The sequence below is a fragment of the Streptomyces sp. WG5 genome (assembly GCF_049974565.1).
Taxonomy (GTDB): Bacteria; Actinomycetota; Actinomycetes; order Streptomycetales; family Streptomycetaceae; genus Streptomyces.
This window is the reverse complement of sequence record NZ_JBNGGC010000014.1, coordinates 95,691-117,046: the sequence shown is the minus strand read 5'-3', so window position 1 is coordinate 117,046 and position 21,356 is coordinate 95,691. Positions and strand designations below refer to the sequence as shown.

The window sequence follows — 21,356 nt, the reverse complement described above, 5'->3', positions numbered from 1 at the left end:
CGCGGGGCTCCTTCACTCCGCCGCGGCCTGCGCGCGGGCGCAGGCCGCGCGCAGGCCGGGCAGGTCGATGAACTCGGTGTGGGTGCCGGCGGCACCGCAGGCGAAGGCCCCGGACACCGATCCGGCCAGGACGCACTCCTCCACCGGCCGCCCTTCGAAGCGGGCGTGGAGGAACGCGGTGACGAAGGCGTCGCCGGCCCCGTTGGAATCGACGACGGGCCGCTCCGGCCGCACGGCCGGGAAGTGGCGCACCCCAGCTTCACCCCGCACGAGCACGTGGCAGCCGTCCGCTCCGTCGGTGGCCACGACGAGGCGGGCCCGGCCCTCGTCGACGATGCCGTGCAGGACCTCCGGAAGCCGGTCGTGGACGGCCGCGGCGCTCATGAAGACGTAGTCGGAGGCGAGGGCGTAGGTGCGGTGGTGGGGGTCGACACCGTCCCAGTCGTGCAGGTCGGTGGAGCTGGTCACCCCGAGCCGGTGGACGTCCTCGTACAGGTCGCGGTTGTGCCCCACGATGGAGAGGTGGACGTGGCGCGCCCGCTCCAGGTGGGGCAGGTAGAAGGCGCGCGGCAGCCGCAGGTCCGCGGGGTGCCGGGAGTCGTAGAAGGAGAAGCGGCGGCCCTGCGCGTCGACCAGGTTGACGCCGCGCGGGGTGCCGTGCGGGGACACCACGTGGCTGAAGTCCAGACCGTGCCCGGCGTACGCGGCGAGCACCGCGTGACCCTGGGGGTCGTCGCCGAGGAAGTCGATGAACTTGGTGGTGAGGCCCAGGGCGTGCCAGCCGAGCGCCACGCCGTTGCCGGTGTGCGCCACGTAGTCGTACACCGGAGGCACGTGCAGCGAGTCGCCCGGGGGGACCTCCAGATTCTCGACGCGGACGACGGTGTCCACGCCGGCTCCGCCGACCACCAGGACGTCGTAAGGGGACGGGTTCATGTACGGGCTCCTTCCGCGACGGCCGCGGGGTCCTCGACCCGCTGCACCTGTCCGTTCTCCAGGACCACCGCCGAGTCGATGTCCTGACCGGGGCCGACCGTGGCACCGGGCAGCAGTACGCTGCGCCGGACCCGGGCGCCCGCCCCGACGGTGACTCCGGGGAAGAGCACGCTGTGCTCCACCCGGCCGTCGTTGACGAGGTCCGCCGGGACCAAGGAGGCGACCACGCCCGGGGAGTCGGCCACCCAGCCCCGGTCCACCCCGGGCCGGACGGTCCTGGGCATCCGTTCGACCGGGAGCCCGGCCCGCGGCCCGCCGGCCGCGAGCATCAGGTGCGCCCGGTGGTAGCGCTCGACGGTGCCGATGTCCTCCCAGTGGCCGGCTACCTCGTGGCCGCGGATGTCCTCGCCGCCCGCGAGCATCGCGGGGATGACGTCCCGGCTGATGTCGTGCTGCCAGTCGGTGCCGTCCAGCTTCTCCAGGTAGCGGTGCAGCACCGCGGCGTCGAAGACGCAGAACGCGGCGAACACCAGGTCGCTGGTCGGTTCGGCCGGCTTCTCCACGAACTCGGTGAGCCGGCCCGCCCGGTCGAAGCGGACCATCCCGAACAGGTGGACCCAGCGCCGCTCGATCCGCTGGTAGGCGACGGTCAGGGCGGCGCCGGAGGCCCGGTGCTCCGCGATCAGCGGCCGGTAGTCGAAGCGGTAGACGTGGTCCGCGTGCAGCACCAGGACCTGCTCGCGGTCACCGCCGAAGACGTGCCCGGCCTTGCGGATCAGGGCGTCCGCGGTACCGCGCTCGGCCGGCCAGGTACGTGCGGGCAGCTCGCGGGGGAGCCCGGCGCCCGCGGCCCGGTAGGCGTCGTCGTACGGCCCGAAGTGCACTCGGAAGCCCGGGTCGCGGTTCCACACCCGGTACAGGTCGTCCATCAGCCGGCGTTCCTCGTACTGGGACAGCAGCAGTACTTCCCCCAGTCCCGAGTCGCGCGCGTTGGCGAGACTGAAGTCGATCAGGCGGCAGGCGCCTCCGTACGGGACGAGCGGCTTCAGGCGCCCCTCGCCCAGCGGCCCCATGCGCCGTCCCTCGCCGCCCGCCAGCAGCACCGCGCGCACCCCTCCCTGCTCAGCCATGACGGGCCTCGTCCCAGGTGACCCGGCCGGAGGACAGCGTCAGCAGCAGCCGCGCCCCCGGCCGCGGCGGCGGTCCCTCGAACACGCCGGGCGCGGTGCGGCGCAGCTCCCGCACCCCGGGCAGCGCCCGGACCGCCGGGCCGCGCGGGGCCGGGATCACCAGCTCCACCCGCTCGGCGTGCGGCAGCCGGTACACCAGCCCGCCGTCGCCGCCGACCGAGCACCGCTCCCGCAGGGCGCGCACCTCCTCGGCGGTCACCGCGGCCGGGTGGCGGTCCGCGATCCGTTCGCATGTACGGAAGTCGGCCCGCTCCCAGGCCGCGTGGAAGAACCGACGGGCGACCGGGGCGTCGACGGGGGCGCGGCGCGCGTACGCCGCCGGGTCGCCGTGGGCGAGGGCCGCCTCCTCGGTGATCTCCTCGTCCTTCAGCAGGTCGAACCAGCCGTGCCGCAGGGCGCGTTCGGCGGGCAGCTCGGCCGGCTCGCCCCGCCACAGGCGGCCGAACGCGGCGAGATGCAGGTCCGCGCAGTGTTCCCAGGTGAACTGCCGGGCGACCGCCGCCGCGCGCCGGGACAGCTCGCGGTAGCGGGCCGGGTCGTCGGACCACAGCGCCACCGCCTCCCGGATGCGCGCGGCGAGCGCGGCGGTGAGCAGCGGGTCGTCCTCGGCGAAGGAGCGGTTGACGGCGAGGCCGGTGGTCTCCGGCTCGGGCCGGGCGTGCCGGAAGTGCGCCATGCCCTCCTGCGCCGTCGCGATGGGCACCGCCCCGCACACCATCGCCTCCCCCTGGGCGATGAGGAAGGTGTCCATCTCGAACTTGGAGGGGAACAGGCAGAAGTCGGCGGCCGACGCGTACTCGAACACCCGCCGCTCGTCCACCCGCTCCGACTCCAGGTGCAGCCGGCCCCGGTGCCGCTCGGCGACCTCGCGGAAGTAGGGGTCGTCGAGCGGGGCGCCGGAGATGCAGCGCACGACGACGTTCGCGGCCAGGCCGTCGCCCAGCACCCGGTCGACGGCGCGCATCAGCTCCAGCTGGCCCTTGTGGTGCAGGGCGTAGCGGGCGTTGTGGAAGAACGTCGGCAGCGCGGGATCCAGTCCCAGCCCTTCGAGCACCGCCGACCGGTCCACCTCGCCCGGGTCCCAGGCGAGCCACTGGTCGGATATGGCGCAGCCCCCGACGAACATCTTGTGCGCGTTCTCCTTCACGGCCTGCGCCAGGGGCAGGTGCGCGAAGAGCGCCTCGAAGGGCGTGTCCCGGAAGGAGGCGTAGAAGTCGAGCTGGCCGGGCGAGAGGAAGTCGATCAGGTCGGCGTTCTCCAGGACCAACCGGTAGACGGCCACGTGGTCCGGCGGGTACTCGTAGTGCAGATGGGTCAGTTGCTGGTACTGGCGCACCGCTTCGAGGTCAGGCCCGGCCGGCGGGTGCTCCTGCGGCAGGCCGTCCGGTGTGCCCAGGAGCTCGAGCAGGCGTCGGACCTCGGGCGCGTAGACCTTCTTGGTGATCGGCATGTTGCTCTGCACCGTGCTGACGACGTGCTTCGTCGGGTCGTCGCGCAGCGCGGCCGGCAGCAGGTAGTGGTAGAAGGGCTCGTGGGCGTGGACGATCGCCCGCTCCCCGCCGAACCAGTGACGCAGGAAGCGCACGCTGTCCACCTGGAAGACCAGCGGCTTGAAGAAGACCAGGTCCCGGCCCTTGGCGGAGTACGGCGGGTAGAAGGTGTCCGGGAGCCGGTCGAGGTGCTCGTTGGACAGGAAGTACAGGTCCACGCCGTCGAGGCGGATGCGGTGCGCGGTGGTGCGCACGGGCAGTCCGGTCTCGGCGGGGAAGCCGTGCCACACCTCCGGGTCGAGGACCAGCGGCAGCACGTACTCGTCCGAGTAGCCGAGGTCCTCCACCTCGTACCTGCCGCGCAGGTCGTCGAGTCTGCCGTGTGCGGGGGTGACGAGGGAGACCCGGTGCCCGCGGGCGGCGAACTCCCGGGAGAGGTTCCACAGGTACACCGAGGTGCCGCCCTGCAGGAAGGTGTGGTCGAAGCCGCAGCATTCGAAGTAGGTCTCGATGATGTGCATCGGGGGCTCGGTCACGTTCACGTCCTTGCTGGGAGGGTCGGGGCCGGGGTGCGGGCGCCGAGCGCGAGGGCGTGGCGCAGGTCGATCGCGGCGTGGTAGGGGCGGGCGTGGTCGGTGTTGTAGGCGAGTTCGTGCAGCAGCCGGTCCAGGTACAGCAGCCGGCGCAGGGGGTCGTCCACCGTGCGTCCGAGGAGCAGCCGCAGCACGTGCGCCCGCCAGACGTCGGCGGCGTGGAAGACCGGGCGCAGTGCGGAGCGCTGCCCGGGCGGCCGGTCGCCGGCGCCGTCCAGCGCGTCCCGCATCGTCTCCATGGAGTCGACGCCGAGGCGCCGTGCGCTCTCGAAGGCCGCCTCGTCGGCGGTGAAGTACTCCAGGGCGCGCTGGACGGCGACCAGGTCCTGGACCGGCGACTGCGCGGCCCAGCCCGCCTCGCCGGGGCCGAGGGCGGGGGTGGACATGTCGATGACGTTCATCGACCAGCCTCCGTCGTCGCGCGGCCGGCACAGCAGGTGGGACAGGTGCAGGTCGCCGTGGCACGGCCCCGAGGGGAACCCCGCCGGGGCGGCGTCGAAGGCGCTCCGCAGCGCGGCGGTCTCCTGCCGCAGGGCCGTGAAGGCGGCGGTGCGCGGGGCCTCGGGCAGGTCGATGTCCGCCGAGGCCAGTGCGTCCGTGCGGGCGGTGGCCCGGGCCAGCATCTCCCGTACCGGGTACGGCGGCACGGGACCCCGGCCGAGCCGGCCGGCCAGGTCGCGGTGGAAGCCGGCCAGGAAGCGTCCGGCGGCGCGCAGGTTGTCCGCGAGCGGGCGCAGGTGTGCCCGCACGACGTCGTCGAGTGGGCCGGGGGCCCGTCCGCCGGTCACCTTCGGCCACAGGGACCGCATGCTGTGTCTCAGCGGCAGGTCGATCCCGTCTCCGGGGGCGTACCGGTAGAACACGCCCAGCGGGCGGTGGGTGCCGTCCGCCGGGTCGGCGTAGGCGTAGTCGCCCGCCCAGTCGGGGGTGCGGCCGGTCCCGTTCATCAGCCGCAGGAGTTCCGGCTCCCGGACGGTCTCGTCCAGCCGCCGGTAGGTCTTGTGGACGTAGGCCGTCCCGTCGTTCTCCACCAGGGACAGCACGTTGGAGGACCAGCCCTGCTCGAACGGCAGCCGGCGCACCGAGCGCGCGGTGAGTCCCGCACCGCGGAAGAGCACCCGGCCGCCGCGGGCGGTGGGCAGCCGGCGTCCGGCGCAGACCGCGTCCAGCACGGCGGAGTCGAACTCGACGCTTCCGTGCGCCTCTTCGGCGCCGTGCCCGGTGGGTGCGGACCGTACCGGCACGAAGTAGCGCCGTCCCGACGCCGGCCCGCCGACGGCGGCCACGACCAGCAGGCGGGCGGTGGCGCCGAGGTCCGCGTGGTCGACGCACTCGAAGCGCTCGGCCCGCCGGCCGTCCTCGGGCATCCACGGGGCGGTGCGCAGTAAGGGGCCCAGATCGTCGTTTCTCATCATGCCAGGCTCAACTTCCGGTCATTTCGTAACGGTTGACGCCGCGGCGCCAGACGGTCAGCGCGAGGGCCAGGGCGCCGGCGGTCACCACGGGCAGCCAGCCGAGCAGGCCGGTCCCGCCGCTCAGCAGGTAGACGCAGGGCACGTAGGCGGTGAAGGCGAAGGGCAGGACCCAGGTGAGCAGGGCCTTCAGCGAGGGGTGGTAGATGTCCAGGGGGTAGGCGGAGAACTCCGACACCTGGTTGGCCGCGTACATCGCGGGCATGCTCGTCACCGTCCAGAAGGACAGGGAGGCGAAGAGCAGCTTCACCGAGGTGTGCAGCAGCGCCCCGCACAGCACCAGCACGGGCGCCAGCAGCCACTGCACGGGGTTGAGCGACAGGCCGAGCTCGCTCCCCGCGTACCCCACCAGGACGGCGCCGACGACGAGTTCGCCGAGCCCGTCGGGGTGGAAGAAGCGCTCCGACAGCAAGGAGAACAGCGGGTCGACCGGCCGGACGAGGTAGCGGTAGAACTCTCCGCGCTGGACCAGTTTGCGGCCCAGTTCCCACAACTGGTCGGTGAAGAGGTGGTCGAGCCCGCGCGGCAGCAGGGAGAACCCCAGCAGGAACAGCACCTCGTGGTACGACCAGCCGCCCACGGCGGGGACCTGCCGGAAGACGAGGCCGACGACCGCCGTCTGGATGCCGACCCGCACCAGGAAGGCGCCCGCGCCGAGCACGAAGTCCATGCGGTACGCGGCCAGCCGGTGCAGGCCCACCCCACCCAGGAACCAGGCCAGCCGCAGGTACCGTGTCAGCGTGCGCGTCATCCGCCGAGCACCTCCAGCCGTCCCAGGGCGGTGCGCCACAGCGCGGCGCACAGCAGCGACAGCCCGGCCGCCCAGGCCGCCTGCTGGACGAGCACCCCGGCGGCGTCCGTCCAGCCGTCGTAGCGGCCGAGCAGCAGGGTCAGCGGACCGTCGACCATGCCGCGGAAGGGCAGGGCCTTCGCGAGCGCGGCCAGCGGGCCCGGCATCAGCGCGAGCGGCACGAGCTGTCCGGCGAAGAAGGCGACGACGCTCTGTTTGACCATCCGCACGCCCCAGGTGTTGGTGGTGAGGAAACCGGTCATGCCGGTCAGCAGGTTCACGCAGAACGCCAGCAGCACCGACAGGACGGTGGAGAAGGCGAACAGCAGCAGGTCCGCCGGCCGGGGCGCGGTGAGCGGGACGAGCAGCGTGAACAGGCCGAGGACCGGCAGGCCGACCAGGACGGCGTTGGCCCCCACCACGGGCAGGCAGGCGAAGAACCGCATCACCGGGTAGCTGACGGGGCGCACCAGCATGACCGCGACGTCACCCCGGTACACCTCGGCCGCGACCTCGTCGTCCACCCGGTTGGTGTGCAGCACCTGCAGGATCTGGGCCACCAGCAGGTAGGTGGTGATGTCCTCCACGGTGAAGCCGCCGGGTCCGCGGCCGGGTGTGCCCGCGTACACGGCGCGCCACAGGAAGACGGTCACCGCCGCGCCGGCGGCCGCGGTCATCGCGGTCATCGCGAACATCGAGCGGTACTGCAGCAGGGACTGCAGGCCGCTGGTGGCGAACGGCGTGTAGCGGCGCAGGCGGGCGGTCATGCGGCACCGTCAGGTGTACGGCCGGCCCCGTCGGGTGTGTCGCCGGGAACGCGTGCGCGGCCGTAGATCTTGCGGAGCACGTCCTCCAGGCCGGGTTCGGGGGCGTACCAGTCGGCGAGGTCGAAGTGGTCCAGGAGGAAGGTGAGGACCTGTCGGGAGGTGTAGCGGCCGGCCGGGTAGTCGACGCGGATGCGGCCGCCGTCGTCCGGTGTGGCGCGCACGCCCGGCAGACCGGCCTCGATGCGGGCGCGGACGGTACCGGCCGCGGTGCCGTCCCGGTGGTCGAAGACGACCGAGCGGTGGTCGGCGGTGCGCAGCAGGTCCTTCAGGGTCCCCTGGTGGACGACCCGGCCGTGGTCGACGACCAGGGCGCTGTCGCAGATCGCGCCGATGTCGGCGATGTCGTGGCTGGTGAGCACCACGGTGGTGCCCAGCTCCCGGTGGGCGCGGTTGACCAGGTGGCGCACCGCGTCCTTGAGCACCATGTCGAGGCCGATGGTGGGCTCGTCCCAGAACAGGACGGCGGGGTCGTGCAGCAGGCTCGCCGCGATCTCGGCGCGCATGCGCTGGCCGAGGCTCAGCTGCCGTACGGGGGTCGAACCCAGCGCGTCGATGTCGAGGAGCTCGCGGAACAGGCCGAGGTTGCGCCGGTAGACCGGCTCGGGGATGTCGTAGACGCGGCGCAGGATGCGGAAGGAGTCGGGCACCGACAGGTCCCACCACAGCTGGCTGCGCTGGCCGAAGACGACGCCGATGGTGCGGGCGTTGCGCTGCCGGTGGCGGTACGGCTCCAGGCCGGCGACCGTGCAGCGGCCGGAGGTGGGGGTCATGATGCCGGTCAGCATCTTGATCGTGGTCGACTTGCCGGCCCCGTTGGCGCCGATGTAGGCCGTCTTGGTGCCGGCCGGTATCTCGAAGGAGACGTCGTCGACCGCGCGCACCACGCGGTGGCGGCGGGTGAGGAGGGTGGAGAGGCTGCCGAGCAGGCCGGGTTTGCGTTCGGCCAGCCGGAACTCCTTGACGAGGTGCTCCGCCACGATCACGCGATCACCCGTTCGAGGGCCTTCTCCAACAGCCGCAGGCCCTCCTCGAGCAGGGCCTCGTCGAGTGTGAACGGCGGGGCCAGGCGCAGGACGTGGCCTCCGAGGGAGGTGCGCAGTCCCAGGTCCAGGGCCGTGGTGTAGACGGCCCGGGCCGTCTCCGGCGCGGGTGTGCGGGCGGCGGGGTCGGTGACGAACTCCAGGCCCCACAGCAGTCCGAGGCCGCGCACCTGGCCCAGCCGGTCGAAGCGGGACTCCAGGACGCGCAGCCGGTCCTCCATGATCTCGCCGAGGACGCGTACGCGGTCGATCAGCCGGTCGCGCTCGACGACCTCGAGCGTGGCGCGGGCGGCGGCGATGCCCAGCGGGTTGCTCGCGTACGTCGAGGCGTACGCCCCCGAGGTGGCCGCTTCCGGCCTGCGCAGCAGCTCCGCACGGCCGGCGAGAACGGCGAAGGGGAACCCGCTCGCGGTGCCCTTGGACAGCATCGCAAGGTCCGGTTCGACGCCGAAGAGGTCACTGGCGAGGAAGGCCCCCGTGCGTCCGCCGCCGGTGAGCACCTCGTCCGCGACGAGCAGGACGCCGCCCTCCCGGCAGGCGTCCGCGATGCGTTCCCAGTAACCCGGCGGCGGCACGATGACCCCCGCCGCGCCGAGGACGGGTTCGAAGACCAGCGCGGAGACGTTGGGCTTCTCGGCGATGTGCCGGCGCACCAGCGTCGCGCAGCGCACGTCGCACGACGGGTACTCCAGCCCCAGGGGGCAGCGGTAGCAGTAAGGGCTGTAGCCCAGCACGCTGTTGCCGCTGAACGCCTGGTGGCCGATGTCCCAGTGCACGAGCATCCTGGCCCCCATGGTCTTGCCGTGGAAGCCGTGCCGCAGGGCGCCGATCCGGTTGCGTCCCGGCGGCGCGGTCGCCTGGACGACCCGCAGTGCGGCCTCGACCACCTCCGCGCCGGTGGAGAAGAACGCGTAGGTGTCGAGCCGCTCGGGCAGCAGCCTGGCGAGCAGGTCCAGCAGGCCGGCGCGGTCCGGAGTGGCGCTGTCGTGGACGTTCCACAGACGGCGGGCCTGGGCGGTGAGCGCCTCGACCACCTCCGGGTGCCCGTGGCCCAGGGACTGGGTGAGGGTGCCGGCGGCGAAGTCGAGGTACTGGTTGCCGTCGAGGTCGGTCAGCACGGGACCGTGCCCCTCGGCGAACACCCGGCGTCCGTGAACGGCTTCCTCGGAAGCGCCCGGCGCCAGATGCCGGGCCTCCCGTGCCAGGTGCTGGGTCTGCCGTAAACCTGTCATCGCTGTCCCTGCTCGTCGGACCGGCTGTACGCGATCACCGGCGAACTGCGGTGTGACACACCACGGTTGGCCGTTCGACTTGAGTCAAACACTTGAACACAGATGACTGCAAGAGCTTGCGGATCGTTTCAGAAACTTGTTGCGAGAGGGTGCGGCAGTCTGCTTGAGTCGATGTGCCCACGGCGACGCCACGCCTCTCATGCGAGGAGAGACCTGTGAGAAAACGCCCCCCGACCGGCCCGCCCCCGCGGAGGCCGAGGTGAAGGCCCTGGTCCTGGCAGGCGGAACCGGCAGCAGACTGAGGCCGTTCACGCACACCGGCGCCAAGCAGCTGCTCCCCATCGCCAACAGACCCGTGCTGTTCTACGCGCTGGACTCCCTCGCCGCGGCGGGCATCCGGGAAGTCGGCGTCGTCGTGGGGTCGCACGGCCGCGAGATCCGCGAACTGACCGGTGACGGTACGGAGTTCGGGTTACGCATCACCTACCTGCAACAGTCCCGCCCGCTCGGCCTCGCGCACGCGGTGCGCATCGCCCGCGACTTCCTCGGTGACGACGACTTCCTGCTGTACCTGGGCGACAACTACCTCCCGCAGGGGGTCACCGACTTCGTGCGTCTTGCCGCCGCCGATGCCGCGGCGGCCCGGCTGCTGCTGACCCCCGTAGCGGACCCCTCCGCGTTCGGAGTCGCGGAGGTCGACGCCGAAGGGAACGTGCTGCGCCTGGAGGAGAAGCCCGACACACCGCGCAGCGCGCTCGCCCTCATCGGCGTGTACGCCTTCAGCCCGGCCGTGCACGAGGCGGTGCGCGCCATCGCCCCCTCGGCACGCGGCGAGCTGGAGATCACCCACGCCGTGCAGTGGATGGTCGACCAAGGGCTGCGTGTGCGCGCCGAGACCACCACCCGGCCCTGGCGCGACACCGGCAGCGCGGAGGACATGCTGGAGGTCAACCGCCACGTCCTCGACGGGCTGGAGGGCCGGATCGAGGGCAAGGTCGACGCGCACAGCACGCTGATCGGCCGAGTCCGGGTGGCCGAGGGCGCGGTGGTGCGCGGGTCACGCGTCGTCGGCCCGGTGGTCATCGGCGCGGGCGCCGTCGTCAGCAACTCCAGCGTCGGCCCGTACACCTCCATAGGGGAGGACTGCCGGGTCGAGGACAGTGCCGTCGAGTACTCCGTCCTGCTGCGCGGCGCGCAGGTCGAGGGGGCGTCCCGCATCGAGGCGTCCCTCATCGGCCGCGGCGCCGTCGTGGGCCCGGCCCCCCGTCTTCCGCAAGCTCACCGTCTGGTGATCGGCGACCACAGCAAGGTGTACCTCACCCCATGAACGCAGCGATCCTCGTCACCGGCGGGGCAGGTTTCATCGGCTCCGCCTACGTCCGCCACCTCCTGTCGCCCCGAGGACCCGGGGGCACGGCGGTGACCGTCCTCGACAAACTCACCTACGCCGGCAGCCTCGCACACCTCCACGCGGTGCGCGACCACCCCGACCTCACCTTCGTCCAGGGCGACGTGTGCGACGCGTCCCTGGTGGACGCGCTGGCCCGACGCCACGACCAGATCGTGCACTTCGCCGCCGAGTCGCACGTCGACCGTTCCATCGCCGACGGCGGCGCCTTCACCCGCACCAATGTGCTGGGCACCCAGGTGCTGCTCGACGCCGCGCTCCGCCACGGCGTGCGCACCTTCGTGCACGTCTCCACCGACGAGGTGTACGGCTCCCTCCCCCAGGGGGCCGCCAAGGAGAGCGATCCCCTGCGGCCCACCTCGCCGTACGCGGCGTCGAAGGCGGCCTCGGACCTGATCGCCCTGGCCCATCACCGCACGCACGGACTGGATGTCCGGGTGACCCGCTGCTCGAACAACTTCGGGCCCCATCAGCACCCGGAGAAGCTCATCCCGCGCTTCCTGGCCCGCCTGCTGTCCGGCGGCACCGTCCCGCTCTACGGCGACGGACGGTACGAGCGCGACTGGCTGTACGTCGACGACCACGTCCGGGCCGTCGAACTCGTCCGCGTGTCGGGCCGGCCGGGGGAGGTCTACAACATCGGGGGCGGCACCTCGCTGTCCAACCTGGAGCTCACGCACCGGCTGCTCGCCCTGTGCGGAGCGGGCCCGGAGCGGATCGAACACGTCGAGGACCGCAAGGGGCACGACCGGCGCTACGCGGTCGACCACAGCAAGATCATCGCCGAACTCGGATACCGGCCCCGCACCGACTTCGCGGCGGCCCTGGCCGAGACCGCCCAGTGGTACGAGCGCCACGCGGACTGGTGGCGTCCGCTGCTGGCGCCCGCGTGACGCCGGGCCGGACCGGGACCACGGGACCTCGGCCGCTCCGGCGTGTCGTGTCCGGGTGGTGGCCGGCGGGTCAGTGCCGGTCCGGCGGGCGCCGGCCGTCCCGCGGAGTGGCGGCGGTGGACCCCCGGACCACCAGTTCCGGCATGAGGACGAACTCGGTGCGCGGCGGCGGCGTTCCGGACATCTCCTCCAGCAGCGCGTCCACGGCGATCTGCCCCATCGCCTTGACGGGCTGTCTGACCGTGGTCAGCGGAGGGTCGGTGAAGGCGATGAGCGGCGAGTCGTCGAAGCCGACGACCGAGAGGTCGCCGGGAACCCCGAGGCCCCTCTGGCGCGCGGCCCGGACGGCGCCGAGGGCCATCATGTCGCTGGCGCACACGACAGCCGTGCACCCCCTGTCGATCAGTGCGGACGCCGCTGCCTGGCCCCCCTCCAGAGAGAACAGCGAGTGCTGGATCAGTTCCCCGGCCTCCTGCGCGGACAGCCCCAGGTGCTCGTGCATACCGACGCGGAAGCCCTCGATCTTGCGCTGAACCGGCACGAAGCGCTCCGGTCCGAGCGCGAGCCCGATGCGCTCGTGTCCCAGCTCGGCCAGATGCGCCACGGCCAGACGCATGGCGGCCCGGTCGTCCGGGGAGACGAAGGGCGCCTCGATCCGGGGGGAGAACCCGTTGACGAGCACGAAGGGCACCCGCTGCCGGTGCAGCCGGTCGTAGCGTCCGGTGTCCGCGGTGGTGTCGGCGTGCAGCCCGGAAACGAAGACGATGCCGGCCACCCCGCGGCCCACGAGCATCTCGGTGAGTTCGTCCTCGGTCGAACCCCCCGGCGTCTGCGTGGCCAGGACGGGCGTGTACCCCCGGCGCGTGAGCGCCTGCCCCATCACTTCGGCCAGCGCGGGGAAAACGGGGTTGTCCAGCTCCGGTGTGATCAGGCCGACCAGCTCCGCACGCCGCTGCCGTGACGGGTACTCGTACCCCAGCGTGTCGAGTGCGGCGAGCACGGAGTCGCGGGTGTCCGTGGCCACACCGCGCGCGCCGTTGAGCACGCGGCTGACCGTGGCCTTGCTGACGCCCGCCTGGGCTGCGATGTCGGCGAGCCGCATGGTCATGGCAGGGCACTTTACCCGCTGGCCACCGCTGTGCCCACTGCGTGGGGAAAACGACGGGGCTGCGCAGTACGCCTGCCCATCGTCCGCACAATGGCTGAAATGACTTGCAGCAAAATGCTGCAACGCCTTTCGGTGTCCTTTCGTCCCTGTTACGTTCCTGGCAACCCCGGCGCCGCGCAGGAGCGGTTGGCGTGAGGCCTCGACGCCTCCGCCCAATTCCGGGAAAAAACAGGGGAGTTCACAATGCGGCGTGGCATTGCGGCCACCGCGCTGGTCGCGGCTCTGGGCATGACGGCTTCGGCATGTGGCGGGGACGACGACGGCCGGAACGGTGCCGGCGGGGGCAGCGGGGAGCTGTCGGGAACCGTCACCTTCTGGGACACCTCCAACGAGGCGGAGAAGGCGACGTACCAGGCCCTCGCGGAACGTTTCGAGGAGGAGCACCCGAAGGTCGACGTCAAGTACGTCAACGTGCCGTTCGGCGAGGCGAACGCCAAGTTCAAGAACGCGGCGGGCGGCAACTCCGGTGCCCCGGACGTGATGCGCACGGAGGTGGCCTGGGTCGCGGACTTCGCCAGCATCGGCTACCTCGCCCCGCTCGACGGCACGGCCGCCCTCGACGACGCGTCGGACTACCTCCCGCAGGCCGCGGCCAGCACCAAGTACGAGGGGAAGACCTACGCGGTCCCGCAGGTGATCGACACCCTGGCGCTCTTCTACAACAAGGAGTTGCTGAAGAAGGCCGGCGTCCCGGCACCCGCCTCCGTCGCCGAGCTGAAGACGGCCGCCACCAGGATCAAGGAGAAGACCGGCGCGACCGGCCTCTACCTGCGGGGCGACGACCCGTACTGGTTCCTGCCCTACCTCTACGGCGAGGGCGGCGACCTGGTCGACGAGAAGAACAAGACCGTCACCATCGACGACGAGCCCGGTGTGAAGGCGTACCGGATCCTCAAGGACCTGGTGGACAGCGAAGCGGCCATCACGGACGCGTCCGACGGCTGGAACAACATGCAGAACGCCTTCAAGTCGGGCAAGGTCGCCATGATGCTCAACGGTCCGTGGGCCATCGAGGACGTCAAGGCGGGAGCGCGGTTCAAGGATCCCGCCAACCTCGGAGTGGCCCCCGTCCCGGCCGGCAGCGCCGCCCAGGGATCACCTCAGGGCGGGTGGAACCTGTCGGTGTACGCCGGCTCGAAGAACCTCGACGCCTCCTACGCCTTCGTGAAGTACATGAGCTCCGCCGAGGTGCAGCAGGAGACCACCGAGAAGCTGAGCCTGCTCCCCACCCGCACCTCCGTGTACGAGGTGCCGGCCGTCGCGGACAACGAAATGGTGAGGTTCTTCAAGCCGGCGGTCGACAAGGCCGTGGAGCGGCCGTGGATCGCCCAGGGCAACGCCCTCTTCGAGCCCGTCCGGCTGCAGATGGCCAACGTGCTGGCCGGCAAGACCAGCCCGGACGAGGCGGCGTCGAGCACCGGCGACGCCTACCGCAAGCTGCTCAAGGACTACAAGTAGGCCACGGGAAGGCGGACCGACGACCCATGGCTGTCGAGACCGGCCAGTCGGTGACGAAGGCCGCGGGCACACAGGGTGCCCCCGGCCGGGCCCACCGCACCGGCCACAAGAACCCCAGGACCCCGGGACGTCTGCGCAGGGCCCTGGCCACCCACTGGTACGCCTGGAGCATGGTCGCCCCCGTGGTGGCCGTGATCGGCGTGATCATCGGATACCCCCTCGCGCGCGGCGTCTGGCTGTCCTTCACCGACGCCAACGAGGCCAACGTCGAGCGCACCATCGGCGTCAACCACATCCCCGCGACGTACGAGCACGTCGGACTCGCCAACTACCGGGCGATCCTCAGTGACGGGGTCTTCTGGGACCGGCTCGGCTGGACCGTGGTGTGGACGGTCAGCTGCGTGGCGCTCTCCTTCGCCCTCGGGCTGGCCCTGGCCGTCATGCTCAACCGCACCTTCAAGGGCCGCACCCTGTACCGCACGGCCCTGGTCCTGCCCTGGGCGGTACCGGCGTTCGTCTCCGTGTTCACCTGGCGCCTGCTGTTCAACGAACGCAGCGGCCTGTTCAACGAACTGCTCACCGGCGCCGGGTTCGACGGGATCTCCTGGCTGAACGACCCCACCTGGGCGAAGATCTCCGTCATCGCGGTGAACGTCTGGGTGGGCGTGCCGTTCATGCTCATCGCCCTCCTCGGCGGCCTGCAGTCCATCCCCGGAGACCTCTACGAGGCCGCGGAGATGGACGGGGCGAGCCCCTGGCAGCGCTTCCGCCACATCACCCTGCCCGGACTGCGGTCCGTCTCGAGCACGGTCGTCCTGCTCAGCACCATCTGGACCTTCAACATGTTCCCGGTGATCTTCCTGCTGACCCGGGGCGGCCCGGGCGACGCCACCGAGATCCTGGTGACGTACGCCTACCGCCTGTCCTTCGTCATCAGCCCGCGGGACTACTCCACGTCCGCCGCCTGGGGCGTGCTGATCCTGCTCCTCCTGGCCCTCGTCACCGCGGCCTACCGCCGCGCACTGCGCACGCAGGGAGACACCTGGTGACCGACACGATCACGCGCACCCCCGTACGCACCGAGCCGCCGGCCTCCGCGCGCAAGCGCGGCGAGCGCGGCCCGCTGGCCTCGCTCGGACTGCACCTGACGCTGCTGACCGCCTCCGTCGTCGCGGTCTTCCCCCCGCTGTGGCTGCTGGCCACCTCCTTCAAACCGAAGACCGACGCGTTCGACACCTCGCTCGTCAAGGACTTCACGTTCGGCAACTACAGCCACGTCGTACGTGACACCGACTTCCTGTCCTGGCTGCAGAACTCGCTGGTCGTCGTGGGACTGACCACGCTGATCGGCGTCTTCATCTCCGCCACCACCGGCTACGCGGTGAGCCGTTTCCGCTTCCCCGGCATGCGCCCCCTGATGTGGATGCTCCTGCTCACCCAGATGTTCCCGGTCGCGGTCCTCATCGTGCCGCTGTACAACCTGCTCGCCGGCCTCGGGCTGCTCAACCAGCCGATCGGACTGGTCGTCACCTATCTCACCGTGGCCGTGCCGTTCTGCGCCTGGATGATGAAGGGCTACTTCGACGGCATCCCGGTCGAGATCGACGAAGCCGGCCGGGTCGACGGGCTCACCCCGTTCGGCACGTTCTGGCGGCTGGTGCTGCCCCTGGCCAAGCCGGGGCTCGCGGTCACCGCCTTCTACACCTTCATCACCGGCTGGGGCGAAGTGGCCTACGCGTCCGCCTTCATGACCGGCGAGGAGAACCTCACGCTCGCCGGAGGCCTCCAGACGTTCGTCAACCAGTACACGAGCGACTGGGGCGCGCTGACCGCGGCCGCCGTGATCATCGCGGTCCCCGCCGCGATCGTCTTCGGACTCGTCCAGCGGCATCTCGTCTCCGGCCTGACCGCAGGCGCCACCAAGTCCTGACCGCCCCCCAACGCAGGCAGGAGAACCATGACCCAGTACCTTGCCGAACCCGGCACCCGTACCCGACCCTCCGGTCCCGGCGAGCGTCCAGGCTGGTGGCGGGAGGCCGTGATCTACCAGGTCTATCCCCGCAGCTTCGCCGACAGCGACGGCGACGGGGTGGGCGACCTCCAGGGCATCCGCTCCCGGCTGCCGTACCTGAGGGACCTCGGCGTCGACGCCGTCTGGCTCAGCCCCTTCTACGTCTCGCCCCAGGCCGACGGCGGTTACGACGTCGCCGACTACCGGGCCGTCGACCCCGTGTTCGGCACGCTGCTCGACGCGGACGAACTGATCCGCGACGCGCACGCCGTGGGACTGCGCGTGATCGTCGACGTGGTCCCCAACCACTGTTCGGACCAGCACGACTGGTTCCGGCGCGCCTTGCGTGAGGGCCCCGGCTCCCCGCTGCGCGACCGCTTCCACTTCCGGCCCGGACGCGGGACCGCCGGCGAGGCTCCCCCCAACGACTGGGAGTCCATCTTCGGCGGCCCCGCCTGGACGCGCACGAAGAACCCGGACGGCACACCGGGGGAGTGGTACCTCCACCTCTTCGCTCCCGAGCAGCCCGACTTCAACTGGGACAACCCGGCCGTGCGGGACGAGTTCCGCTCCGTCCTGCGCTACTGGCTCGACATGGGCGTCGACGGCTTCCGCGTCGACGTCGCCCACGGCCTGGTCAAGGCCGCGGGGCTGCCCGACATGGGGCGCACCGGGCAGCTGCACCTGCTGGGCACCCAGCCCCTGCCCTTCTTCGACCAGGACGGCGTGCACGAGATCTACCGCTCCTGGCGCAGGATCCTGGACGAGTACCCGGGAGAGCGCGTCGGCGTAGCCGAGGCGTGGACACCGAGCGCCGAGCGCACGGCCAACTACCTGCGGGCGGACGAGCTGCACCAGGCGTTCAACTTCCACTACCTGGGAGCCGGCTGGGACGCCGGCGCCCTGCGCCGGGCCATCGACGAATGCCTCGACGCCATGCGCCCGGTGGGCGCGCCCAGCACCTGGGTGCTGTCCAACCACGACGTCGTCCGGCACACCACCCGCCTCGCCGTGGACGGTCCCGAGCAGGGGGTGCGCCGGGCCCGCGCGGCGACGCTGCTGATGCTGGCCCTGCCGGGGTCCGCCTACCTCTACCAGGGTGAGGAACTCGGCCTGCCGGAGGTGACCGACCTGCCGGACGAGGTGCGGCAGGACCCCTCGTTCTTCCGGGACAACGGGCAGGACGGGCTGCGGGACGGCTGCCGGGTGCCGATCCCGTGGTCGGGGACCGAGGCGCCGTACGGCTTCGGACCCGTCGAGGGCGGACCGAGCTGGCTGCCGCAGCCGGAGAGCTGGAGGCACTTGTCGGTCGAGGCGCAGTCCGGTGACCCCGGCTCGACGCTGGAGCTCTACCGCAGTGCCCTGGCACTGCGCCGGGAGCACCCCGCCCTGGGCGCCGGCGACGGCGTCGAGTGGCTGGAGGCCCCCGAGGGCGTCCTCGCCTTCCGCCGCACCGCGCGGGGCCCGGGCGACCGGGCCTGGGACGGCGACCTGATCTGCACCGTCAACCTGACCGGTGCACCGGTGCGGTGGACCCCGCAGGGGCGGCCGCTGCTCAGCAGCTGCGAGCCGGTGACCGAGGGCGACGCGGCCGTGCTCCCCGCGGACAGCACCGTCTGGTGGGCGGTGTGACCCTCTCCCTGACGCGGGGTGCCGAGCACGGCACCCCGCGGCTCACCGACATCGCCGCGCAGGCCGGGGTGAGTGAGGCCACGGCGAGCCGCGTGCTCAACGGGAAACCCGGAGTCGCCCCCGCCACCCGGCGGCGGGTGGTGGCCGCACTCGACGTACTCGGCTACGAGCGGCCCCTACGGCTGCGCCAGCGCAGCGCCGGCCTGATCGGGCTGGTGATCCCGGAGCTCACGAACCCGATCTTCCCGGCTTTCGCCCAGGTCATCGAGCAGGTGCTGGCCGGGCACGGATACACGCCCGTGCTGTGCACGCAGATGCCCGGCGGGTCCACCGAGGACGAACTGGTGGAGCAGATGGAGGACCGGGGCGTCACGGGCATCGTCTTCCTGTCCGGGCTGCACGCGGACACGACGGCCGACCCGGTCCGGTACCACAAACTCGCCTCCCGAGGACTGCCGTTCGTTCTGGTGAACGGCTACAACGAGCGCATCACGGCGTCCTTCGTGTCGTCCGACGACCGGTCCGCGGTACGGATGGCGGTGCGGCACCTGGCCGACCTGGGGCACACGCGGATCGGACTGGCCGTCGGCCCCACCCGTTTCGTGCCGTCGCGGCGCAAGGCCGAGGGCTTCCTCGCGGCCGTGCGCTCCTTCTGCGGGATGCGGGCGGAAGAGGCCGAAGCGCACATCGAGCGAACCCTGTTCACGGTGGAGGGAGGCCATGCGGCCGCGGTGGCGCTGCTGGACAGGGGGTGCACCGGCCTGGTCTGCGGCAGTGATCTGATGGCCCTGGGGGCGATCCGCGCGGTGCGCGAACGAGGCCTGTCGGTTCCGCACGACGTCTCGGTGATCGGGTTCGACGACTCTCCGCTGATCCCGTTCACCGACCCACCGCTCACCACCGTGCGTCAGCCGGTGCAGGCGATGGCGACCGCGGCGGTGGGGGCGCTGCTGGAGGAGGTCGGCGGAACCCCCGTGCAGCGGACCGAGTTCGTCTTCCAGCCGGAGCTGGTCGTGCGCGGTTCCACGGCGCGGCGCGGCGGGTGAGCGTACCGGCCCGGGGAGAGGCTCCGCAGCCGGCCCGGTCGGGGCTGCGGGGCGGCATGAAGGCTGCGGAGCCCCGGCTGGACCCGGTCCGGCGGGCCGGGCGCGTGGGCTCCGACAGCTGTCGAGGCCTCCGGGCCGCCGGACCGGGCGGTGATTGAACGTAACACCTCTGAAACGCTTGCGAAAGTCTTTGCAGAGCATCAATTTCCCCTCGTGCCAGTGATGTTGAGGTTTCTGGAGGGGGAACCAAGAGTCCCGTCGTGAAGGGTTGACCGATGGTGAGGGGGCTCGTACGGTCTCGATCGCAACAACTTGCTGACGTGTTTCAGCAAGTCCCCCCACAGGCCTGCCGGGCAAGGCGCGTTGCTGCGTGAAGGCCTCTCATCCGCATCAGGTGGATCAGGAGGAACTATGGCCAACAAGACCGTGGCCACTGCACTCGCCCTCGTGGCGGGAGCCGCTGTGGTCGTCACGGCACCCGGGACCGCGCAGGCGGACCCGCCCGGCGACAAGGACGTCACCGCGGTGATGTTCGAGTGGAACTTCAACTCCGTCGCCAAGGCCTGTACCGACGACCTCGGGCCGGCCGGGTACGGGTACGTGCAGGTGTCACCGCCGAACGAGCGGGTCCAGGGGCCGCAGTGGTGGACCGCGTACCAGCCCGTCAGCTACAAGATCGGCACGAGACTGGGCGACCGCACCGCCTTCAAGAACATGATCGGCACCTGCCACGCCGCCGGCGTCAAGGTCGTCGTCGACACGGTCATCAACCACATGGCCAACAGCGCCGGCACCGGAACCGCGGGTTCCTCCTACAGCAAGTACAACTATCCCGGCCTGTACTCGCCGTCCGACCTGGACGACTGCACGAGGGACATCGACAACTACGGGGACAGCTGGAACGTCCACCACTGCGAACTGTCCGGCCTGCCCGACCTGGACACCGGCGAGGAGCACGTCCGCAAGACGATCGCCGGGTACCTGAACGACCTGCTGTCCCTCGGGGTGGACGGCTTCCGCGTCGACGCGGCCAAGCACATCCCACCGGGTGACCTCGCCAACATCAAGGGCAGGCTCAGCAACCCGGGTGTCTACTGGAAGCAGGAGACCATCGGGGCGCCCGGCGAGGCCGTGCAGCCCGGCCAGTACACCGGCACCGGTGACGTCCAGGAGTTCTCCTTCGCCAAGGACCTGAAGCGCGTCTTCTCCGGCGAGAAGCTGGCGTACCTGAAGAACTTCGGGGAGGCCTGGGGCCACGTCCCCAGCGGCAAGGCCGCCACCTTCGTGACCAACCACGACACCGAGCGCCACGACACGACGCTGACCTACAAGGACGGGGCCAACTACACTCTCGCCCACGTCTTCATGCTGGCCTGGCCGTACGGCTCACCGGACGTCCACTCCGGCTACGAGTTCAGCAACGATGCGGGCGGCCCCAACAACGGCCAGGTCAACGCCTGTTACACCGACGGGTGGAAGTGCCAGCACGCCTGGCGCGAGATCGCGAGCATGGTCGAGTTCCGCAACACCGCCGGGAGCGCGGGTGTCACCAACTGGTGGGACAACGGCAACAACGCCATCGCCTTCGGCCGCGGTGACAAGGCCTACGTCGCGATCAACCACGAGTCCGGCTCTCTCAACCGCACCTTCCAGACGTCGCTGCCCGCCGGCACCTACTGCGACGTCCAGAGCGGCAAGCCCGTCACCGTGAACGGCTCCGGGCAGTTCACCGCGACCCTCGGCGGCAACACGGCGCTCGCCCTGCACACGGGAGCGACCAGCTGCTCCGACACCGGCCCGGACCCCGACCCCGAGGCCAAGGCCGGGGCCTCGTTCAGCGTCGACGCCACCACCGCCTGGGGCGAGAACATCTACGTCACCGGCGACAACGCCGCGCTCGGCAGCTGGAACCCCGCCGCCGCGCTCAAGCTCGACCCGGCGAGCTACCCCGTGTGGAAGCTCGACGTCGCCCTCCCGGCCGGCACCTCCTTCGCGTACAAGTACCTCCGTAAGGACGCCTCCGGCAAGGTCACCTGGGAGAGCGGCGCCAACCGCACCGCCACCGTCCCGTCCAGCGGCAAGACGCTCCTGAGCGACTCCTGGCGCAGCTGAACCAGGCAAGCGCTCCGTCTCGCCGACCGAAGGACCGCCCGGTACGCCTCCCTCGAGG

17 protein-coding genes are annotated in these 21,356 nt (G+C 71.4%); 8 read left to right on the top strand and 9 right to left on the bottom strand.

Annotated features, from left to right (window positions below; translation table 11 throughout):
- Positions 1–12: 12 nt before the first annotated feature.
- Genes ACP4IX_RS17220 through ACP4IX_RS17185 form a run of 8 tightly spaced genes read right to left on the bottom strand, consistent with a single transcriptional unit; the run spans position 13 to position 9,570 of the window.
- Positions 13–936, bottom strand: a complete 924-nt coding sequence (locus tag ACP4IX_RS17220) for a carbohydrate kinase family protein (protein WP_426556010.1) — start codon at positions 934–936, stop codon at positions 13–15.
- Complete coding sequence (locus tag ACP4IX_RS17215) at positions 933–2,066, bottom strand: sugar phosphate nucleotidyltransferase (RefSeq protein WP_426556009.1); 1,134 nt, start codon at positions 2,064–2,066, stop codon at positions 933–935. The genes ACP4IX_RS17220 and ACP4IX_RS17215 overlap by 4 nt, the downstream gene beginning before the upstream one ends.
- Entirely contained in the window at positions 2,059–4,152 is a 2,094-nt protein-coding gene (locus ACP4IX_RS17210; protein ID WP_426556008.1) for a glycosyltransferase, read from the bottom strand. The genes ACP4IX_RS17215 and ACP4IX_RS17210 overlap by 8 nt, the downstream gene beginning before the upstream one ends.
- Before the next feature lie 2 nt (positions 4,153–4,154).
- Positions 4,155–5,624, bottom strand: coding sequence for a phosphotransferase (locus tag ACP4IX_RS17205; protein ID WP_426556007.1), 1,470 nt, complete (start codon positions 5,622–5,624; stop codon positions 4,155–4,157).
- A 7-nt stretch (positions 5,625–5,631) separates the two neighbouring features.
- The gene (locus ACP4IX_RS17200; protein WP_426556006.1) at positions 5,632–6,432 is read right to left on the bottom strand and encodes an ABC transporter permease; all 801 of its coding nucleotides are present in this window, start codon (positions 6,430–6,432) and stop codon (positions 5,632–5,634) included.
- Positions 6,429–7,238 carry an ABC transporter permease gene (locus ACP4IX_RS17195; RefSeq protein WP_426556005.1) on the bottom strand — a complete coding sequence of 270 codons (810 nt, stop codon included), beginning with the start codon at positions 7,236–7,238 and terminating at the stop codon, positions 6,429–6,431. Before ACP4IX_RS17195 ends, ACP4IX_RS17200 begins: the two co-directional genes overlap by 4 nt.
- Positions 7,235–8,275 carry an ABC transporter ATP-binding protein gene (locus ACP4IX_RS17190; RefSeq protein WP_426522707.1) on the bottom strand — a complete coding sequence of 347 codons (1,041 nt, stop codon included), beginning with the start codon at positions 8,273–8,275 and terminating at the stop codon, positions 7,235–7,237. Before ACP4IX_RS17190 ends, ACP4IX_RS17195 begins: the two co-directional genes overlap by 4 nt.
- Positions 8,276–8,277: 2 nt before the next feature.
- Positions 8,278–9,570 carry an aspartate aminotransferase family protein gene (locus ACP4IX_RS17185; protein WP_426556004.1) on the bottom strand — a complete coding sequence of 431 codons (1,293 nt, stop codon included), beginning with the start codon at positions 9,568–9,570 and terminating at the stop codon, positions 8,278–8,280.
- A gap of 259 nt (positions 9,571–9,829) precedes the next feature.
- Here ACP4IX_RS17185 and ACP4IX_RS17180 point away from each other — a divergent pair, with 259 nt between their 5' ends.
- Entirely contained in the window at positions 9,830–10,897 is a 1,068-nt protein-coding gene (locus tag ACP4IX_RS17180; RefSeq protein ID WP_426556003.1) for a glucose-1-phosphate thymidylyltransferase, read from the top strand.
- A complete protein-coding gene (gene rfbB, locus ACP4IX_RS17175) occupies positions 10,894–11,871 on the top strand; it encodes a dTDP-glucose 4,6-dehydratase (protein ID WP_426556002.1) in 978 nt (325 codons plus the stop codon). Before ACP4IX_RS17180 ends, rfbB begins: the two co-directional genes overlap by 4 nt.
- Before the next feature lie 70 nt (positions 11,872–11,941).
- Here the strand turns inward: rfbB and ACP4IX_RS17170 are convergent, their stop codons facing one another.
- Positions 11,942–12,979 (bottom strand): LacI family DNA-binding transcriptional regulator, encoded by a 1,038-nt coding sequence (locus ACP4IX_RS17170; protein WP_426522703.1) that lies wholly within the window; start codon positions 12,977–12,979, stop codon positions 11,942–11,944.
- Between the two features lie 243 nt (positions 12,980–13,222).
- On the opposite strand from ACP4IX_RS17170, the gene ACP4IX_RS17165 reads away from it, so the two are divergent.
- The 6 genes from ACP4IX_RS17165 (at position 13,223) to ACP4IX_RS17140 (ending at position 21,298) form a co-directional block, all read left to right on the top strand.
- Positions 13,223–14,497: an extracellular solute-binding protein gene (locus tag ACP4IX_RS17165; protein ID WP_426522702.1), complete on the top strand. Its 1,275-nt coding sequence runs from the start codon at positions 13,223–13,225 to the stop codon at positions 14,495–14,497.
- A 26-nt stretch (positions 14,498–14,523) separates the two neighbouring features.
- Positions 14,524–15,546, top strand: a complete 1,023-nt coding sequence (locus ACP4IX_RS17160; protein WP_426522701.1) for a carbohydrate ABC transporter permease — start codon at positions 14,524–14,526, stop codon at positions 15,544–15,546.
- Positions 15,543–16,427, top strand: coding sequence for a sugar ABC transporter permease (locus ACP4IX_RS17155; RefSeq protein ID WP_077796426.1), 885 nt, complete (start codon positions 15,543–15,545; stop codon positions 16,425–16,427). The genes ACP4IX_RS17160 and ACP4IX_RS17155 overlap by 4 nt, the downstream gene beginning before the upstream one ends.
- Positions 16,428–16,454: 27 nt before the next feature.
- Entirely contained in the window at positions 16,455–18,140 is a 1,686-nt protein-coding gene (locus ACP4IX_RS17150) for a glycoside hydrolase family 13 protein (protein WP_426556001.1), read from the top strand.
- On the top strand, positions 18,128–19,186 hold the full coding sequence (locus ACP4IX_RS17145; RefSeq protein ID WP_426556000.1) for a LacI family DNA-binding transcriptional regulator: 1,059 nt from the start codon (positions 18,128–18,130) through the stop codon (positions 19,184–19,186). The genes ACP4IX_RS17150 and ACP4IX_RS17145 overlap by 13 nt, the downstream gene beginning before the upstream one ends.
- A gap of 411 nt (positions 19,187–19,597) precedes the next feature.
- Positions 19,598–21,298: a carbohydrate-binding module family 20 domain-containing protein gene (locus tag ACP4IX_RS17140; RefSeq protein WP_426555999.1), complete on the top strand. Its 1,701-nt coding sequence runs from the start codon at positions 19,598–19,600 to the stop codon at positions 21,296–21,298.
- The last annotated feature ends 58 nt before the right edge of the window (positions 21,299–21,356 follow it).

What these genes read in the sequence shown, in the direction of transcription:
- ACP4IX_RS17220 (WP_426556010.1), bottom strand. Translation starts at nt 936, where the DNA reads ATGAACCCGTCCCCTTACGACGTCCTGGTGGTCGGCGGAGCCGGCGTG.
- ACP4IX_RS17215 (WP_426556009.1), bottom strand. Translation starts at nt 2,066, where the DNA reads ATGGCTGAGCAGGGAGGGGTGCGCGCGGTGCTGCTGGCGGGCGGCGAG.
- ACP4IX_RS17205 (WP_426556007.1), bottom strand. Translation starts at nt 5,624, where the DNA reads ATGATGAGAAACGACGATCTGGGCCCCTTACTGCGCACCGCCCCGTGG.
- ACP4IX_RS17200 (WP_426556006.1), bottom strand. Translation starts at nt 6,432, where the DNA reads ATGACGCGCACGCTGACACGGTACCTGCGGCTGGCCTGGTTCCTGGGT.
- ACP4IX_RS17195 (WP_426556005.1), bottom strand. Translation starts at nt 7,238, where the DNA reads ATGACCGCCCGCCTGCGCCGCTACACGCCGTTCGCCACCAGCGGCCTG.
- ACP4IX_RS17185 (WP_426556004.1), bottom strand. Translation starts at nt 9,570, where the DNA reads ATGACAGGTTTACGGCAGACCCAGCACCTGGCACGGGAGGCCCGGCAT.
- rfbB (WP_426556002.1), top strand. Translation starts at nt 10,894, where the DNA reads ATGAACGCAGCGATCCTCGTCACCGGCGGGGCAGGTTTCATCGGCTCC.
- ACP4IX_RS17170 (WP_426522703.1), bottom strand. Translation starts at nt 12,979, where the DNA reads ATGACCATGCGGCTCGCCGACATCGCAGCCCAGGCGGGCGTCAGCAAG.
- ACP4IX_RS17165 (WP_426522702.1), top strand. Translation starts at nt 13,223, where the DNA reads ATGCGGCGTGGCATTGCGGCCACCGCGCTGGTCGCGGCTCTGGGCATG.
- ACP4IX_RS17160 (WP_426522701.1), top strand. Translation starts at nt 14,524, where the DNA reads ATGGCTGTCGAGACCGGCCAGTCGGTGACGAAGGCCGCGGGCACACAG.
- ACP4IX_RS17150 (WP_426556001.1), top strand. Translation starts at nt 16,455, where the DNA reads ATGACCCAGTACCTTGCCGAACCCGGCACCCGTACCCGACCCTCCGGT.
- ACP4IX_RS17140 (WP_426555999.1), top strand. Translation starts at nt 19,598, where the DNA reads ATGGCCAACAAGACCGTGGCCACTGCACTCGCCCTCGTGGCGGGAGCC.